Raw genomic sequence first — 17,867 nt, 5'->3', positions numbered from 1 at the left:
CTACTGAGCCGTCATTGCGAGCGAAGCGAAGCAATCCAGAATCTTTCCGCGGAGGCAGTCTGGATTGCTTCGCTTCGCTCGCAATGACGAGGAGAGGTTCGAAATCATGAACAAGCCAGTCCAACCGATCTCGTCTTTGTCGCTGAAGCTCCCCAAGCCCGATCGCTCGATCGAGACCTATCGGCTCGCGGCCTCGCGCACCTTTCCCGCAAAGCTCGAAGGGCCGCTGAACCGCATCGCCTTCTCGGCCGTGCACACCGTTGCCGATCCCTTCGCCGACAACGATCCCTGGCTGTCGGCCGCGGTCGACTGGGACAGGACCATCGCCTTCCGCGAGCACGTCTGGGACCTCGGTCTCGGCGTTGCCGAAGCCATGGACACCGCGCAGCGCGGCATGGGGCTGGACTGGCCGACCTCGCTGGAGCTGATCACGCGCTCCGTCGCCGCCGCCAAGCGCCGCAACGCGCTGGTGTTCTCCGGTGCAGGCACGGATCATCTCGCAGTGGAGGACGCGAGAAACCTCGACGACGTCATCCGCGCCTATGAAGAGCAGATCTCGGCGGTGGAGAAAGTCGGCGGCCGCATCATCCTGATGGCCTCGCGGGCCCTCGCAAAACTCGGTCGCAATGCCGACGACTACGCCAAAGTCTATGATCGCGTGCTTTCGCAGGTCCGTGAGCCCGTCATCATCCACTGGCTCGGCGACATGTTCGATCCGGCGCTGGCGGGATATTGGGGCACGAGGGATCTCGACAAGGCCATGGACATTGCCGTCGCCATCATCAACGGCAACGCCGCCAAGGTCGACGGCGTCAAGGTTTCGCTGCTCGACAAGCAGCGCGAGATTGACATGCGTCGCCGGCTCGACAAGCGCATCAAGATGTACACCGGCGACGATTTCAACTACGCGGAGCTGATCGCCGGCGACAGCGAAGGCTTTTCGCACGCGCTGCTCGGCATCTTCGATGCCATCGCGCCGGCGGCGTCCTACGCGCTGTCGCGGCTGGCGGCCGGCGACGAGGCTGGCTTCCATGACGTGCTGGGCCCGACGGTGCCGCTGTCGCGTCATATCTTCAAGGCGCCGACGCGGTTCTACAAGACCGGCGTCGTCTTCATGGCCTACCTCAACGGCCACCAGGATCATTTCACCATGGTCGGCGGACAGGAGAGCACCCGCTCCACGCTGCATCTCGCCGAGCTGTTCCGTCTCGCCGACAAGGCCGGCCTGCTCGCCAATCCTGAACTCGCGACGCAACGGATGAAGACCGTGCTCGCCACCCACGGTATCGAATCCTGATGCGCGCTTTTTCGTCCGATCACCGCTGGCTGTCGCTGAACACGGCGACGGTCCGCAAGCAGGGTGACCTCATCGAGATTATCGATGCCTGCGCACGTCACGGCATCCGAGCCATCGATCCCTGGCGTGACCAGGTCACGAACGTCGGTCTCGACCGCGCCGCGCGCGCGGTGCGCGAGACTGGCCTTGATCTCTCAGGCTATTGCCGCGGCGGCATGTTCACCTCGGATGTCTCGCGCCGGGGCGAAGTGCGCGACGATAACAGGCGCTGTGTCGATGAAGCCAAGGCACTAGGCGCGCCCTGCATCGTCCTCGTCGTCGGCGGCCTGCCGCAATATTCGCGGCCGGGCAGTGAGGCTTCGAAGGATCTGGTGGCAGCGCGCGGGCAAGTCGAGGAAGCGCTCGCTGACATGCTCGACTACGCGAGGCAAGCCAAGCTGCCGCTGGCGATCGAGCCGTTGCATCCGGCCTATGCGGCCGACCGCGCCTGCGTGAACACAACCAAGCAGGCGCTCGATATCTGCGACCGGCTCGATCCCGGCCGCACCGGCATGCTCGGCGTCGCGCTCGATGTCTATCACATCTGGTGGGATCCGGAGCTGATGGACCAGATCGCACGCGCCGGCCGGGACCGCCTGCTGGCGTTCCATGTCTGCGACTGGCTGGTGCCGACAAAAGACATCCTCAACGACCGCGGCATGATGGGCGACGGCGTCATCGACATCAAATCGGTGCGCGCGGCCGTCGAAGCGCAGGGCTTTGCCGGCTATTCCGAGATCGAGATTTTCTCCAACGACTGGTGGGGCAAGCCGATGGACGAGGTGCTTCGCACCTGCATCACGCGGCATAGAACGGTGGTGTAGTTGCCTCGAGTGTCTCGTGAAAAGTCAGACGATTGCGCTATCATCGATTTTTCCGTTGAATCCCGAACTATCACTCGTCAATTCGATCTGCGAAGCTCTGACGACACAAATGCGCTTGCAACCAAGCAGGCGCGGAGGGAGGTTCGCAGTGGAGAAAGTGCGACGCTTGCGTGCGATGAGCTCACTGTGCCGTCAACAGGCCGCGTACAACAGCATGAACAAATGGAAGCTGCTCGCAGAGGCAGAATACTGGGATCATCTGGCTGACCTCGAGCTATCTTCCCATTTCCAACAATGCAACGCCATCGTCTTGAATGAGGTAGAGCAGCCTCAAGCGATCACAGATGCGAAGTGCTGAGCGGAAGACGATTTCCGCCGCGTGAGGAAAGGCCGTGTACTCATAAAATCACGCAAGTAGAGGGTTGCCGTATCACCCGTGTGCTCGCTGTACGGCAACGTCTGAAGCTTGAAAAGGCGCGCGATCATGATTGGGAAAGCTCCTCCATGAGCGCCTTGGCGGAACGAAGGTCCGGCGTTTCGAAGCCTTCCGTAAACCAGCCGTAAACCGAGCCAAGAAGGCACCGCGCGTCGGCTATCCTACCCTGGTCGCGCCAAAGCCGAGCCAAATGCATTGCGGCACGTAATTCAAAGGACTTTGCGCTCTGGCTTTGGGCGACCTTGAGTGCAGTTTGCAAATACCCCTCGACCTCGTCAGCTGGAGCACCGCGAATTCGGTGCAGTTCGCCATCGATGCATGCAAGTTCTGCCTCCCACATATGCTCGTCGCTGCGGGCGGCAAGGACCTTTGCTTCGGCAAGGGCAGCGACGCCGTTGTCGTGGTCACCTAAGTGGAGGTAGGTGGCCGCGAGCATCCATAAGTACCGAACCTGGTACCAACTGGCTCCGAGCCTGTTCCGCTCGTTGAGACTGAGGCGCATGAGCGCCAGGCCGCCCTCCACGTTGCCCTCTTGGGCCATGGCCCAGCCCCGCAGGATGAGGCCGCTCTCGCGCCAATAGTTCAAGCTGTTCTGATCGGCGAGATCGATGATGGCCTCGGCGTGCGCTTTGACGGCCGCCACGTCACCCATTAGCTCCGCAGTGGCCGCCCCGCCATAGACCTGCACATGCGCGGTAAGGTTCGTCTGATTCAACTCAATAGCGTATTGAGATGCGGCACGGCTAGTCCGCTGAGCCTGTTCGGGGTAACCCAGAACCCAAAGCACAATCGCCAAGTAGGGTAGCGCCGAGGCCTTTGGGTCATGTACGTAGTGCACAGGTGGCGGCCGATGCGCCTCCGGCTGATAGCGACTCAAGATCGTTTCGAACTCCGAGCGTGCGGTCAGAAAATCACCGGCATGCATGGCGGTGAGCGCGGCCAGACGATGCACAGCTAGTTCCAGCGCTGTGTCACTGGTGCGCTCGGCGGCGCGCTGCGCCTCGGCAACGAGGCTCTGCATGGCAGCAAAGTCGCCGCGCACGAAGTGGAAGATGAATTTGCCGCTAAGGGTGGAAAACAAGGCGCCCGTGTCGTCGAGTTCATAGCAGAGCGCATGAGCCCTGCTGAAGGCTGTGCCAAGCTGCGGAGCCGTGTATCCGTGAATGGCAATCAGTGGACCTCCGATTGCTGTTTGCAGAGCGAGCTCCTGGCGATCGCGCTCCGGCCCTTGTGGATTGGACCTGAGTGCCTCCAGCCCCCTTGTGAGATGAGTGATCGCTTCGAGATTTGCGGAACGCCCGGCCGCAATGAGGCCGGCCCGCAGCCAATAGTCCACCGCCTTTCCTGCCAGTCCACCCTCGGTGAGATGCAGAGCGATCGTCTCCGGCTCTGCCTCAGCACGGGCAGGGTAATGTTGTTCGAGAGCTGCAGCTATGCGGGCATGGATCTGCTGCCGCTTGCTCTTTAGAAGACTCTCGTGCGCGATGTCCTGCACCAGCGCATGTTTGAAGCTGTAGCCAACATTCGGAGGTACGCCACGACGGAATATCAGTTCCGCGGCCAATAGGTCATTGAGAGCATGCTGGAGCGCGTGCTCGTCGAGCGCCGTTACAAGGCGCAGAAGATCGTGTCCGAATTCGCGTCCGATGCAAGCTGCAATCTGGGCAACTTCCTTGACCGGCGCCAATCGATCAAGCCGGGCCATCAAGGAGTCCTGCAGCGTCGTCGGGATCGCCAGCGGCGGTAATGGGCCGATCAGCTCATAACGGCTGCCGTGGTCTTTGAGCAGACCGGATTCGACGACGGCTTTGGTGAGCTCCTCGACGAACAACGGCACGCCGTCGGTCTTGGCCAGAATCTGCTCAAGCACCTCCTGAGGGAGTGTTTTGCCGCCCGTGATCCGGTCAACGACTGCCGCCCCTTGCCGACGTCCCAGCCGGCTTAGAAAGAGCGCTGTCACATGTCCATGACCCGTCCAGCGCGGAATGAACTCGGGCCGGAAGGTAACGATCATCAAAATCGGAAGTCGCTGCACCTCGTCGACAAGCCGATCGAGGAATTCGAGCATAGTAGGGTCCGCCCAATGGACGTCCTCGTAGACGGCAAGCACTGGCTGTTTTGTCGCTAAGCCTTGTATCTGTTCCAGAAGGGCCTGGAAGGTTCGCTCCTTCTTCTGGTGCGGACTGAGTGCGAGGGGCGGGTATCTCTCCCCGGTCGGGATTGCCAAGAGATCCGCGAGAACCGGCGCGCTCTCATGCACATCGTCCGCACCAAGCGCGAGCATGGCCTCGAGTTTATCGAGCTGTTCGTCGGAAGCGTCCTCCCGCCGTATTGCCGCTGCCCGTTCAAGGAGGCCAACGACGGGATACAGAGCGGTGTTGGTATGAAATGGTGAACAGAAATGGCTCAGCGGCGTGTGCGGCACACGGGCGACCTGGTCGCGTAAGGCTCGCACGAGCCGCGACTTGCCAATGCCGGCTTCGCCGCCGAGCAGGACGATCTGTCCTTCCCGCTCTTTCGCCCGCTCCCAGCGATCCAGGAGCAATGCAAGTTCTTCATTCCGTCCGACCAGTGCGGTCGTTGCCAAGCCATGCCGGGCCTCGAACCTGCTCTCTGCCGCGCCTTCACCAATGACAAGCCACGCCTGCACCAGTTCCGGGAAACCTTTGAGAGGCACCGTGCCGAGGTCGTGGTACGTGAAAGCTTCGCCGAGTAGGCGGCGGGTCGATTCCGCAATCACCACATCACTTGGGTTGGCCAGATCTTGCAGTCGGGCGGCTAGGTTTGGTGTTTCGCCGATGACTGCGCGCTCGCGAGCCTCTCCCTCGCCAATCAGCTCGCCGACCACGACCAGACCGGTTGCGATGCCGACGCGAGCGGCGAGCGCTGCACCACCCGGTTCGGTAAGGGAGGCGACCGCCTTGGTCACTCGAAGCCCGGCGCGAACGGCGCGCTCCGCCTCATCTTCGTGCGCCCGCGGCCAGCCGAAATAAGCGAGAACGCCATCGCCCAGGAATTTGGCTATGTGGCCTTCGAATCGGTCGATCTCGCCCACCACGGTGTTATGGTAGGCCTGCAAGAGGTCACGCAACTCCTCGGGATCCCGCCCTGAAGCAAGTGCCGTCGAGCCGACCAGGTCGACGAACATGACTGTGAGCTGTCGACGCTCCGCGTCCGAAGGGATCGATGGCTTCGCGTAGTCGGCAGGTCCATTGGCGTTGACAGCCACCGGGGTGATCGGCGGAGCGAGTGCATGGATTGCCTTTAGCACAGCCTTGCGTGGGCCGAGTGGCAAGCCAAGCTCCCGCAGGTCGGCTTCGGTCAGTTCTGGCAAAATTTCGGACGTGATTTCAGCGTCACAAAAGGTCTTTATGTAGCGCTCCAGCCCGAGACCGCAAAGCCATTGCGCGATATCCACGACAAGCCTCCTCGTGCCGCATCAGGCAACGGTCAGCTCAATTGAACGTATGCAACTTCAGCTTCAGCGAACCATCTGCCTGACGCTCAAACACGTGGGTTGCGATCCCGCCTGCAGGTTGGCTGGCGCCATCCTCTGTCTTACCGTTGGCGCTCCAATGGGCCGTGCCGTAGACGATCTTCTCATCTCCGCCGGCGTCGATGAGGACCAACCTGTGATCGGTGAATCCGCTTGAAAACAGCCCAGCAAAGAAGCTCTCGATCTCTGTCGGACCGGATATCACTTGATGCGTTGGCGGCAACAATTTGGCGTCTGGCACGTAAGTCGCCGCGATAGCCCTGGCATCTGCTTTGTTGAATGCTGAATCCCACGCGGCGTACGCCGCAGCAATGTCGTGTTTTATGGAGGAAGCTAAGGCTGTCATGATCCCTCCCTCAATCGCGGGCTTGCTTTCGTTGGAGAACGATTGCGTCACCCCGCTTGGTCGACCGCTGCGTAAATTGCAACGAGAGAAAGCGACGCCCTCATTGGCCTGCGACCTGTTGCAGCCTGTTGAAGCGCGCCTTCTGCTCGCTGCTCAGCGTGGCATAGAACTCGTCCAGGGCGGGTTCGACCAGCTTGGCGGCGGTCAACATGGCCTCGAGCCGATGCTGCATCGTCTCCAGCCGTCCGACAGGTGTCAGCGGCGCATCGTTCGGACAGGCTGCCTGTAGGCTTTCAACGCCCTTCGCCGTCGCTTCACTGAGGCGGTCGAGCGCCTCCTTCTGCTTGCCGGCCGGGTGGAGCACAGCCTCGATCCTCTGGATCGGCAACTGCGTGAGCCCGGACTTCGGATCGCCACAGCCCTCGCTACTCGCCTCCTGCTGCTGCGGCGAGCGCTCGCCGACATTGGGGCCAAGCGCGTTGAAGCGGGCCTGCTGCTCGTCACTGAGCGAGTTGTAGAAATTCTCCAGTGCCGGACGAACGATCTTGACGGCTTCAAGCGTCGCGCTGATGCGGTTCATCATCGCGCGCAAGCGGCCAGGGGGAGTCAGTGCATAAGTCTCCGCGCAGGAATCCTTGAACACACCGGCAGCGTTGGCCGCCGCCGTCTTCAGCTCATCCAACAATGCGCGTTGCTCCGGCGTCGGCCGCACCGCCTGTGCGATATCGGCAAGCGGCCAGGCGGTCACGCCCTTGTCCGGCGTGGCACACAATTGTTGAAGCGTCTGCGGGCTCACGCTGGCACGCTGGCGCGCGCGGTAGCCGCCGCCGGCTTGCGGAGTGTCATACGGGTTGGTGCTAGCATAAGCGGAGTAAGGGCCGTCACCGCCCCAGAACACGGTGTCGACGAAGTCGTCATAGGCGTACGCCCAATATCCGGGCTCGTAGCCATAGGACCAGAACGTGTAGTTGAAGATGTCGGAATAGGCGTAAGGCCAGAACACGGGCCCAAGCCAAGCCACGAACACCGCGGGATGACGGTGACGCCAGGCCTGCCGGGGTGCCCAGCCGCTTTGGCGCGTGACGAGAGCCGCTTGGGTCAGCGCAGTGGACTGCTCGCGGAAGCGTTCCGCGAACCGTCCGCGCTCGGCGGCCTGCGCAGCGGCTGCAAGTGCCGGAGCGCGCTCCGCCGGAGCCTGCAGCCCAAGCCGCTGCTGGCGCGCCAGGTCAATTTGCTGCGCGCGCTGCTCTCGGCCAAGCAAGCGGTTTTGCGCCTGGAGCATTCGCTGCTGCGCCCGTTGCGCTTGCACGCCTTCCGGCTTTTGCGACTGCAATTGCTGCACCCGCTGCTGCAGGCGTTCGATGCGGGCCTGGCGCTCCGTTGTTTGGCGCGACAGCATGTCGCGCTGCCGTTGCTCCACCTGCTGCGAACGCTGTTGCACGCGTTGCTCGCGCTCCAGAAGACGGCTCTGCGACTGCAGCAACCGTTGCTGCTGTTGCTGCGCCCTTGCGCCTTCCGGCTTCTGCGATTGCAATTGCTGCACGCGCTGCTGCAAGCGGTCGATGCGGTCTTGGCGTTCCGCGGATTGGCGCGAAAGCATCTCACGCGGCGGTCCCGATCGCTCGCTCACGGCCGGGGGGGCACTTGGGCGCGAAGGGGCGGCGATCTGCGGCGTCGGCCGCGGCGCCATCGCCGGACGTTGCGGCGCTGCCGGCGGGCGCTGGAATTCGCGGCGGGGCGCTGCCACCTGCGGGGCGGCTCGGGGGGCACTGATTTGTGGGGTCGGACGCGGTGGCGGTGAGGCGATGTGCGGCGCCGGACGTGGCGCCATCGCCGGTCGCTGCGGCATGGCTGGCGGCGCGGCCGGACGTGCCATGGCTGGCGGTGCTGCTGGCGGTGCGGCTGGACGAGCCATAGCCGGTGGTGCTGCCGGGCGTGCCATGGCCGGTGGTGCTGATGGCGGCGCTGCGGCTGGTCCTGGTGGTCCTCCACCCCGTCCGTGTCCGTGAGGTCCCTGAGCCGACGCGCTCGTCGTCAGCATCGAGACGCCAACCAAAACAGCCGTCAGGCAAACGCCACGCGGAAGCATGATTCTAGCTCCCAACTCGTAATCGCCCACGACTTTCAACGCACAGACCGTGGAATCGTTCGTCCTTGGCCACGGCCGGCATTGCGATCTTCCGACGCAGCCAGTCTCAAGAGAAATCCTGCGTCAGGATCGCGGCGAACCGCTCCAGCGCCCAGTCGACCTGGTCGCCGGTGATCACCAGCGGTGGGGCGATGCGGATCGTATGCTCATGGGTATCCTTGGCGAGGATGCCCTTGGCCTGGAGCGCTTCGCAATAGCGGCGTGCCCGTCCGGCCTCGGGATGCAGCTCGACCGCCAGCATCAGGCCGCGCCCGCGCACGTCGCGGATCGTATTGGCGCGAATGTCCTTCAACCCCTCCAGAAAGCGCGCGCCTTGCCTCGCCGCGTTCTCGATCATGCCTTCCTCGACCAGCACGCGCATCGCCGCGCGGGCCACGGCGCAGGCAAGCGGGTTGCCGCCGAAGGTCGAGCCATGCTGCCCGGGCCGCAAAGTCCCGAGCACGTCGTTGTTCGAGAGCACGGCCGAGACCGGATAGAAGCCGCCGGACAGGGCCTTGCCGAGCAGCGTCACGTCCGCCTCAATTCCCTCGTGCTCTTCGGCGAGCAGCTTGCCGGTGCGACCGAGCCCGGTCTGGATCTCGTCGAGCACCAGCATCACGTTGTTGGCGGTGCAGAGCTCCCGGACCTCAGTGAAATAGCCGGCCGGAGGAATGACGACACCGGCTTCGCCCTGGATCGGCTCGACCAGAAAGGCGACCGTGTTTGGGTTGATTGCTTCCGCAAGCGCCGCGGCGTCGCCGAACGGGATGACCTTGAAGCCCGGCGCGAACGGCCCAAAGTGTCCGCGTGTCTCGGGGTCCGTTGAAAAGCCGACGACGCCCAGCGTGCGTCCGTGGAAATTGTTGGCACAGACGATGATCTCGGCCTGGCCGTCCGGCACGCCCTTCACCTCGTAGCCCCATTTGCGGACCGACTTGATCGCGCTTTCGACCGCCTCGGCGCCGCTGTTCATCGGCAGCACTTTGTGGGAACCGGTGAGCGCGGCGATCTCCTCGTAGAACAAGGCGAGCTGGTCGTTGTGGAAAGCCCTCGAGGTGAGCGTCAACCTGTGCGCCTGTTCGACCATCGCCGCCAGGATCTTGGGGTGGCAGTGGCCCTGGCTGACCGCCGAATAGGCGGACAGACAATCGAGGTACCGGTTGCCTTCAGTATCCCAGACCCAGACACCTTCGCCACGCGACAGGACGACCCCGATCGGCTCGTAATTACGGGCCCCAAAGCGTGCTTCTGTTGCGATGAAATCAATGACCGACGCGCTCATCTGTCGTCACTCCATTGCAGCGTGGGGGGCGTCAATCGACTGCACCGGCGTGTCGCGCCCAAATGAATGTGGGTATCAGTTTGTCAGCTCGGAAGCCTTGATGCGCCGATGGCGCGGCGCGGCCTGATAGTCCCGAAATGTCAGGTGGTTCTGCCGCGCCACAGGGCACCGTTCCGTGACCCAGGCTCTACTGTGCATGGGGTTGTTTTCGCAGTTTGGTTGCCGGCCCCTCAGCCAAGCGCGCAGGGCACGCTCAAGAAGCCGCGGAACCGGACCCGTCCGCCGCGCACGGGCGGTCCGCTCACGGCATAGTTCGGAAAGCGCGCCAGGAAGCGCGAGATCGCAATCGCCCCTTCCAGCCGCGCCAGGGCCATGCCTGCGCATTGATGCGCGCCTGTGGCGAAGGCTAGGTGCCGGTTCGGCGTGCGCGCGATGTCGAAACGTTCGGGGTCGGGAAACTGCGCGGGGTCGCGGTTGGCTGCGCCAATGCACAGCGTCACCGACGTGCCGGCCTCGAGCATGACGCCGCCGAGCTCGACTTTCTCGGTGGTCATGCGGTTGCCGAGCTGGTTCGAGCTCTCGTAGCGCAGCACCTCCTCGATCGTGGTCTTGATCATGTCCGGGTTCTCGATCAGGCGCTGTTTCTGATCGGGATGCCGGTCGAGCGCCACCAGGCCGTTGCCGATCAGGTTGGTGGTGGTCTCGTGGCCGGCATTGAGCAGGAAGATGCAATTGTGCAGCAGCTCGTTCTCGGTCAGCCGCTCGCCGTTCTCTTCCCCCTGAATCAAACGCGTCAGCACGTCGCGCTCGGGATTGCCCGGCTTTGCGCGCCGCCGCGACACCAGCGTCTGCAGATAAGCGAGGAAGTCCGCCACCGCCTTGTTGCCGCGCGCAGCTACTTCGGGCGACACCACGGGTTCGAGAGCACCCAGGATCGCCAGCGACCAGTCGCGCAGCGGCCCGCGCTCCTCGTGAGGCACGTCGAGCAGATTGCCGATCACCTCGATGGGAATCGAAGCGGCAAAATCCTCGATCAGTTCGCAAGCGCCCCTGGTTTCGATGGCATCGAGCAGGCCGTCGACCAGCTTGATGAGGTCCCCCTCCATGCTGGCGATCGCGCGCGGCGACAGCGCGCCCATGATGAGGCGGCGCACGCGAGTGTGCGACGGCGGGTCGTTGAAGACGAGGCTGGTGGTGTGGTGCTCGTAGAGCGGGGTGTCGCCGTATTTCGGCGCGAACTCGCGCTTCTTGTCCGAGCTGAACGATTTCGTGTTCTTGTAGGCGGTGACGAGATCGTCGTAGCGGGTCAGGAACACGGTGCCGCTGCGCAGGCGCTTGACCGGCTCGTTCTCCCGCAGTGCACGATAGGTTGGATAGGGGTTGTCGTAGAACTCCGGCGTCAGCTTCTCGAGGTCGAAGCTTGCCGCCAGCGCCTTCGCATCTGCGTTCATCCCGTTATACTCGCCGGTTAAAGCCGATATGCCGTTTTTGTTGTTCTGGTTGGCGCATGCCTGCGTCTACAGTCTTTGCAGCTTTAGTCTTGGCACCTTGCTAGCCGACCGGACGGGAAAATGCACGCACGCGCTGACGCTGCCGACACGGCGCCGAGCTGGCCCGACGATATTTTCGCGACCTTGCAGCGCTTCGACGTCCGGCAGGTGCCTTACGTGCCGGACGCCGGTCATTCAAAGCTGATCCAGCGCGTGCTGGACTCCTCCACCATGCGTGGCATCGCGCTGACGACGGAGGAGGAGGGCGTGGCGCTGCTCGCCGGCGCCTGGGCCGGCGGACAGCGCGGCGTGCTGCTGATGCAGTCGAGCGGCGTCGGCAATTGCATCAACATGCTGTCGCTGATCCCGATCCTGCGCTTTCCGTTCCTCACGCTGGTGACGATGCGTGGCGAGTGGGGCGAGTTCAATCCATGGCAGGTGCCGATGGGCTCGACCACGCAAGGCGTGTTCGAGCTCTCCGGCGTCAAGGTGCTGCGCGCATCGCACGCAGCCGAGGTGCCGGCCGTGCTGGAGGCCGCCGCATCGCAAGCGTACAACGCGCTGACGCCCACCGCCGTCCTTCTGTCGCAGCGCCTGATCGGCGCCAAGGTTTTCACCAAATGAGCAAGGCCAATCTCCTCGACCGCCGGCAGGTGGTGTCCACGCTGCTGGCGAACCGCAAGGATGTCGTCGCGATCGGCGGCCTTGGCGCTTCCACCAACGACATGTGCGCCGCCGGCGACCACGCCCGCAACTTCTACCTCTGGGGCGGCATGGGCGGCGCCGCGATGATCGGGCTGGGTCTGGCGCTGGCGCAGCCGAAGCTGCCGGTATTGGTCATTACCGGCGACGGCGAGATGCTGATGGGCATGGGCAGCCTTGCCACCATCGGCCTGCAGAAGCCGGCCAACCTCTCGATCGCAGTGCTCGACAACGAGGCCTATGGCGAGACCGGCGGCCAGACCAGCCACACCTCCGCCGCCGCCGACCTCGTCGGCATCGCCAAGGCTTGCGGCATTAACGACAGCCGGGCCGTCACGACCATGGCCGAGGTCGAGGCCTTCGCCAAAGTCGTCCATGACGTCTCCGCGGGTCCGCGCTTTGCCAATGTGAAGATCGACAGCGCCGGCCTGGAGCGGATTCTGCCGACGCGGGACGGGACCTACATCGTCAACCGGATCCGTGCTGACCTCGGCTTCCAGCCGATCTAGGCGGTCCCTCAATCCCTTGCCGAACGCCTGCACGCGGGCCGTGCAGGCTCGACCAATTTCCATTGATTCTAGGTCGCATGCAGGTTGCGATGCAACATAGTGCTTGACTCCTGCGTGGGTGAGTGCTTACTCACCCAGCATGAGCTCATTGCGTATGACGAGCGACCTGAGGCGTCAATTGATCCTCGGCGCCGCAAAGCGCTGCTTTGCCCGACACGGCTATAACGGCACCACGACCAAGAGCGTGGCGGCCGCCGCTGCCATTTCTGAAGCGCTGCTGTTCAAGCATTTCCCGTCCAAGGCGGCGCTCTACGCCGAGATCCTCAGCGACGAATGCGAGGCGGATCCCGCTCTGATGGAGCTGCTCGAGCGCGAGCCGTCGACGGCTACGCTGGTCGAGGTGATCCGCGGCATGGTCGAACACTTCCTCCAGATCGCCGACGGTCCCGATCAGGAAGAGGCCCAGCGCCTGCGGCTAATGGCCACGAGCCATTTGGATGACGGCGAATTCGCCCGATTGCTGTATGCCAAGATCGAGACGCTGATCGGCGCTGTCTTCGTCGCCTCGCTCGAGCGTGCGGTTGCGAGCGGTGACGCGCGGCCCTGCTCTGGCGATCCGCTCAACCTGTTCTGGTTCGCGCATCATGCGGTGATGACCGCGGCGCTGACCAGGCTGCCGGCCACGCCCTGTCTTGCTTATGGCAGGGCGACCGACCTGGAGCGGCAGCTCTGTGAGTTTCTCCTGAGGGGTATCGGACTTAACGACGCCGCAATTGCTTCGCATCTGGGCCGCAATCAGGCCGCGGATGCGAACCGGGCGGCGATTGCAGAAAGTGCATGACATGAACATCGTGGCCGAAAACAAGATTTCGGGGCAACCGATCGACAACAAGGCTCCCAAGCGTCCGGTCCGGCCAGTGCGCTGGTTCATCATCGTTGGCACGCTTCTGGCCGTGCTCGTCGGAGGGCTCGTCTGGTTCAATTACTTCCGCGGCCAGATGATCAAGCAATTCTTCGCCAACAACAAGCCGCCGCCGACCGCCGTCAGCGCGGCCGAGGCGAAGTCCGAGGTGGTGCCGAACCTGCTCACCGCGGTCGGCAGCCTCGTTGCCGTGCATCAGGTCGACGTCAGCGCCGACGTCAACGGCCGTGTCACCGCGATCAAGTTCGAGCCGGGCACGCGCGTCGAGGCCGGCACGCCGCTGGTGCAACTGTTCGACGCGCCCGAGCAGGGCGATCTCGCCAATTACAAGGCGCAAGCGACCGTCGCGCAGCTGTCGCTTGAACGCGCCAAGCAGCTGGCCTCGCGCCAGTTCGGTCCGCAGGCGACCGTCGATACCGCGCAGGCTGCCTATGACCAGGCGCAGGCGGGCATCGCCAAGACCGAGGCGTTGATCTCGCAGAAGCTGGTGCGCGCGCCGTTCGCCGGCGATCTCGGCATGCGCAAGGTCGAGGTCGGCCAGTATCTGACCGCCGGCACGGCGATCGTGTCGCTGACCGATCTGTCCGAGCTGTGGGCCAACTTCACGGTGACGGAAAAGGATTCCGGCAGCCTCAAGGTCGGCCAGGTCGTGCGGTTGAAGGTCGACGCCTATCCGGGCCGCACCTTCGAGGGCAAGATCACCACGATCGAGCCCCAGATCTCGACCGATACTCGCAACATCCGCGTGCAGGCCACGATTGCCAATCCGGAGAAGATCCTGAAGCCCGGCATGTTTGTCACCACGACCGTGGTGCTGCCGGAGAAGCCGGCCGTGATCACGGTGCCTGAAACGGCAGTCGATTACACGCTGTACGGCGACTCGGTGTTCGTGATCACCGAGAAGAAGGAAGAAGACGGCAAGACCAGCCTGTCGGCGGTGCGCACCTTCGTGCAGACCGGCAACCGGGTCGAGGGTCGCGTCGAAATCGTCAAGGGCCTGAAGGTAGGCGACAAGGTCGTCGCTCTCGGCCAGCTCAAGCTGCAATCAGGCGCGCCGGTATCGATCTCGACCGATCCGGCCCCGCAGATCCCGGCGCAGCCGCCGCGCTACTGACAATATCCTCGCGTGATCCGGCCCGGCCGGATCACGCGTCTTGAAAAAAAGAAATCGAGATCGCCCGCGATGGCCTTTACCGACATTTTCATCAAACGACCGGTCCTGTCCGTCGTCGTCAGCCTGCTGATCCTGCTGATCGGCCTGCGCGCGGCAATGGTGCTGCCGATCCGGCAATATCCGAAGCTGTCGAATACGGTCATCAACATCACGACCGTCTATCCCGGCGCGTCCGCAGACCTGATCCAGGGCTTCATCACCACGCCGATCGAGCAGGCGGTCGCGTCCGCCGAAGGCGTCGACTACATCACCTCGTCCTCGGTGCTCGGCACCTCGACGATCCAGGTCTACATCAAGCTGAATTTCGATCCGAACCAGGCGCTCACCGAGGTGCTGGCGAAGACGAATTCGGTGAAGTACCTGATTCCGAAGGAATCCAACGACCCGATCGTCACCAAGACCACCGGCCAGACCACGGCCGTGATGTATCTCGGCTTCTCCTCGGACGAGCTGTCGGGCTCGGCCATCTCCGACTATCTGACGCGCGTGGTGCAGCCGGTGCTGTCGACCGTCGACGGCGTCGCCTCGGCGGACATTCTGGGCGGCCAGACCTTTGCCATGCGGCTGTGGCTCGATCCGGTGAAGATGGCGGGCCGCAACGTATCGCCGGCTGACGTTGCGGCGGCGATCCAGGCCAACAACTTCCAGTCCGCGGCGGGTCAGACCAAGGGCTATCTGATCGTCTCGAACGTCTCGACCAACACGGGCCTGACCAACGTCGATCAGTTCAAGAAGATGATCGTCAAGGCCAAGGACGGCGGCTTCGTGCGGATGGAGGACATCGCCACCGTCGAGCTTGCAGCCCAGAGCACGGATGCCAGCGTCGCCTTTAACGGCGAGCGCGCGATCTTCATTGGCGTGCAGGCGACGCCACAGGGAAATCCGCTGACGCTGGTCAAGGGTGTGCGCGCGCTGTTCCCCGAGCTCGAACGCAACCTCCCGCCCTCGATGAAGATGAAGGTCGCCTACGACTCGACCAAGTTCATCCAATCTTCGATCGACGAGGTGCGGAATACATTGGGCGAAGCCGTCATCATCGTGATCGTGGTCATTTTCCTGTTCCTGGCCTCGCTGCGCTCCGTCATCATTCCCGTCGTCACCATTCCGTTGTCGATGATCGGCGTCTGCACGATGATGTTGGCGCTGGGCTTCAGCTTCAACCTGCTGACCCTGCTCGCGATGGTCCTGGCGATCGGCCTCGTCGTTGACGATGCCATCGTCGTGGTGGAGAACATCCATCGCCATCTGGAGGAGGGCAAGACGCCGGTCCAGGCCTCGCTACAAGGCGCGCGCGAAATCGTCGGGCCGGTCATCTCTATGACCATCACGCTCGCCGCCGTGTACGCGCCGATCGGGTTCCTCGGTGGCCTCACCGGGTCGCTGTTCCGCGAATTTGCCTTTACCCTCGCAGGCTCGGTCATCGTATCAGGCGTGATCGCGCTGACGCTGTCGCCCATGATGTGCTCGGTGCTGCTGAAGAACACCGAAGAGGGCCGCTTCGCCAAGTTGGTGAACCGGGTGTTCGGCGCCATGACGCGGTGGTATGGCCGCAAGCTCGACCGCTCGCTCGACTACAAGGCCATCACCGGCCTGTTCGCCGTGACGATCCTGGGACTCGTCGGCTTCCTCTACATGAACACTTCGAAGGAGCTGGCGCCCGAGGAAGATCAGGGCATCGTGTTCGCGGTGACCAAGGCGCCGAAATACGCCAACATCGACTATGTCGATTTCTACGGCGAGAAGCTCGACAAGGAATTCCAGAAATTTCCCGAGACCGATCTGCGTTTCGTGCTGAACGGCATCAACGGCCCGCAAGGCGGCATTGCCGGCATGCTCTTGAAGCCCTGGGACGAGCGCACACGCTCGTCGATCGCCTTGAAGCCGCTGGTGCAGGCCGAGCTCTCCAAGATCGAGGGCGTGCAGGCGTTCGCGTTCAACCTGCCGCCATTGCCGGGCGGACCCGGCGGTCTGCCGATCCAGATGGTGATCAATTCCACGGCCAGCTTCCAGACCGTCTATGAGCAGATGGAGAAGCTGAAGGAGGCTGCACGCAAGAGCGGCATGTTCATCGTCTCCGATAGCGACCTCGCCTACAACCAGCCGAACGTCGAGGTGACGATCGACCGCACCAAGGCTCAGGACCTCGGCGTCAACATGCAGAACCTCGGCTCGACGCTCGCGGTGCTGCTCGGCGGCAATTACATCAACCGGTTCAACCTCGAGGGCCGCTCCTATCAGGTGATTCCGCAGGTGCCGCGCGGCAAGCGGCTGTCCCCGGAATCGCTCGGTGGCTACTATGTGACGACCAACACCGGGCAGCAGCTTCCGTTGTCGACCGTGGTCTCGATCAGGACCAAGACCGATCCGAATTCGCTGACGCACTACAACCAGCTCAATTCGGCGACGTTCTCCGCCGTGCCGATGCCCGGCGTGACCGTCGGCGCTGCGGTCGACTTCCTCGAAGGCGAGGCCAAGAAGCTGCCGCAAGGCTTCAGCCACGACTATCTGGCTGACTCCCGGCAATACGTGCAGGAAGGCAATCAGCTTGCCATCACCTTCGGCTTCGCGCTGATCATCATCTTCCTGGTGCTGGCGGCCCAGTTCGAGAGCTTGCGCGACCCGCTGGTCATCATGATCTCGGTGCCGATGGCGATCGTCGGTGCGCTGATCCCGCTGTTCTTCGGCATGGCAACCATAAACATCTACACCCAGGTCGGTCTGCTCACCCTGGTCGGCCTGATCACCAAGCACGGCATCCTGATGGTGGAGTTCGCCAACGAGCTCCAGGTTAACGAGCGGCTCGACCGCCGCTCGGCCATCGAGATGTCGGCCCGCATCCGTCTGCGGCCGATCCTGATGACCACGGCCGCGATGGTGACCGGCCTGATCCCGCTCCTGACCGCGACCGGCGCGGGCGCGGCCAGCCGCTTCTCGATCGGTCTCGTTGTCGTCGCCGGCATGTCGATCGGCACGCTGTTCACGCTGTTCGTGCTGCCGGCAGTCTATGTGGTGCTGGCGACCGACCATCGCGCGGCGGCCGATTCGGAGCGGAACAAGCAGATCGGCGAGCTGGACCTCGATTCAAAGGCGCTACGGCCGACCTGAGGCCGTTGGCAGGCTAGTCCCGAAAGGGCGGCAGCGGTGATCCGCTGCCGCCCTTTTCGTTGGGTCTCGGGCGAGCTCCTTGCCGCGCTTGCGAGAGACAAGGTCCGGTCTTCTTGC

13 protein-coding genes are annotated in these 17,867 nt (G+C 63.4%); 8 read left to right on the top strand and 5 right to left on the bottom strand.

Annotated elements, in window-relative coordinates; all coding sequences use genetic code 11:
• Window positions 1-106 precede the first annotated feature (106 nt).
• The 3 genes from ABIA40_RS18525 to ABIA40_RS18515 are packed head-to-tail and all read left to right on the top strand — an operon-like array spanning window position 107 to window position 2,518.
• Entirely contained in the window at window positions 107-1,297 is a 1,191-nt protein-coding gene (locus tag ABIA40_RS18525) for a dihydrodipicolinate synthase family protein (protein WP_404542663.1), read from the top strand.
• A complete protein-coding gene (locus tag ABIA40_RS18520) occupies window positions 1,297-2,160 on the top strand; it encodes a sugar phosphate isomerase/epimerase family protein (RefSeq protein ID WP_404542660.1) in 864 nt (287 codons plus the stop codon). The genes ABIA40_RS18525 and ABIA40_RS18520 overlap by 1 nt, the downstream gene beginning before the upstream one ends.
• A gap of 16 nt (window positions 2,161-2,176) precedes the next feature.
• Entirely contained in the window at window positions 2,177-2,518 is a 342-nt protein-coding gene (locus tag ABIA40_RS18515; protein WP_333919950.1) for a hypothetical protein, read from the top strand.
• A gap of 124 nt (window positions 2,519-2,642) precedes the next feature.
• Here ABIA40_RS18515 and ABIA40_RS18510 read toward each other — a convergent pair whose 3' ends face one another.
• The 5 genes from ABIA40_RS18510 to ABIA40_RS18490 form a co-directional block, all read right to left on the bottom strand.
• A complete protein-coding gene (locus tag ABIA40_RS18510; RefSeq protein ID WP_404542658.1) occupies window positions 2,643-6,014 on the bottom strand; it encodes an AAA family ATPase in 3,372 nt (1,123 codons plus the stop codon).
• 37 nt (window positions 6,015-6,051) lie between these two features.
• Window positions 6,052-6,438, bottom strand: coding sequence for a YybH family protein (locus ABIA40_RS18505; protein ID WP_404542656.1), 387 nt, complete (start codon window positions 6,436-6,438; stop codon window positions 6,052-6,054).
• A 100-nt stretch (window positions 6,439-6,538) separates the two neighbouring features.
• A complete protein-coding gene (locus ABIA40_RS18500) occupies window positions 6,539-7,993 on the bottom strand; it encodes a Spy/CpxP family protein refolding chaperone (protein ID WP_271545401.1) in 1,455 nt (484 codons plus the stop codon).
• Window positions 7,994-8,633: 640 nt separating this feature from the next.
• Window positions 8,634-9,848: an ornithine--oxo-acid transaminase gene (gene rocD, locus ABIA40_RS18495; RefSeq protein WP_404542654.1), complete on the bottom strand. Its 1,215-nt coding sequence runs from the start codon at window positions 9,846-9,848 to the stop codon at window positions 8,634-8,636.
• 230 nt (window positions 9,849-10,078) lie between these two features.
• Complete coding sequence (locus ABIA40_RS18490; RefSeq protein ID WP_404542652.1) at window positions 10,079-11,299, bottom strand: cytochrome P450; 1,221 nt, start codon at window positions 11,297-11,299, stop codon at window positions 10,079-10,081.
• A gap of 120 nt (window positions 11,300-11,419) precedes the next feature.
• On the opposite strand from ABIA40_RS18490, the gene ABIA40_RS18485 reads away from it, so the two are divergent.
• The 5 genes from ABIA40_RS18485 (at window position 11,420) to ABIA40_RS18465 (ending at window position 17,750) form a co-directional block, all read left to right on the top strand.
• Window positions 11,420-11,962 (top strand): phosphonopyruvate decarboxylase, encoded by a 543-nt coding sequence (locus ABIA40_RS18485; RefSeq protein WP_404542649.1) that lies wholly within the window; start codon window positions 11,420-11,422, stop codon window positions 11,960-11,962.
• A complete protein-coding gene (locus tag ABIA40_RS18480; protein ID WP_404542647.1) occupies window positions 11,959-12,549 on the top strand; it encodes a thiamine pyrophosphate-dependent enzyme in 591 nt (196 codons plus the stop codon). Before ABIA40_RS18485 ends, ABIA40_RS18480 begins: the two co-directional genes overlap by 4 nt.
• A gap of 139 nt (window positions 12,550-12,688) precedes the next feature.
• Complete coding sequence (locus tag ABIA40_RS18475) at window positions 12,689-13,390, top strand: TetR/AcrR family transcriptional regulator (RefSeq protein ID WP_157281098.1); 702 nt, start codon at window positions 12,689-12,691, stop codon at window positions 13,388-13,390.
• A gap of 1 nt (window position 13,391) precedes the next feature.
• Complete coding sequence (locus ABIA40_RS18470; RefSeq protein ID WP_036004727.1) at window positions 13,392-14,585, top strand: efflux RND transporter periplasmic adaptor subunit; 1,194 nt, start codon at window positions 13,392-13,394, stop codon at window positions 14,583-14,585.
• Between the two features lie 69 nt (window positions 14,586-14,654).
• A complete protein-coding gene (locus ABIA40_RS18465; RefSeq protein WP_036025801.1) occupies window positions 14,655-17,750 on the top strand; it encodes a MexW/MexI family multidrug efflux RND transporter permease subunit in 3,096 nt (1,031 codons plus the stop codon).
• The last annotated feature ends 117 nt before the right edge of the window (window positions 17,751-17,867 follow it).

Origin of the sequence: Bradyrhizobium sp. USDA 223 (assembly GCF_044909005.1) — a bacterium.
In the GTDB taxonomy this organism is placed as follows: Bacteria; Pseudomonadota; Alphaproteobacteria; order Rhizobiales; family Xanthobacteraceae; genus Bradyrhizobium; species Bradyrhizobium yuanmingense.
Note: the sequence above shows the minus strand (reverse complement) of the source record. Positions and strands in the feature narration are given on the sequence as shown.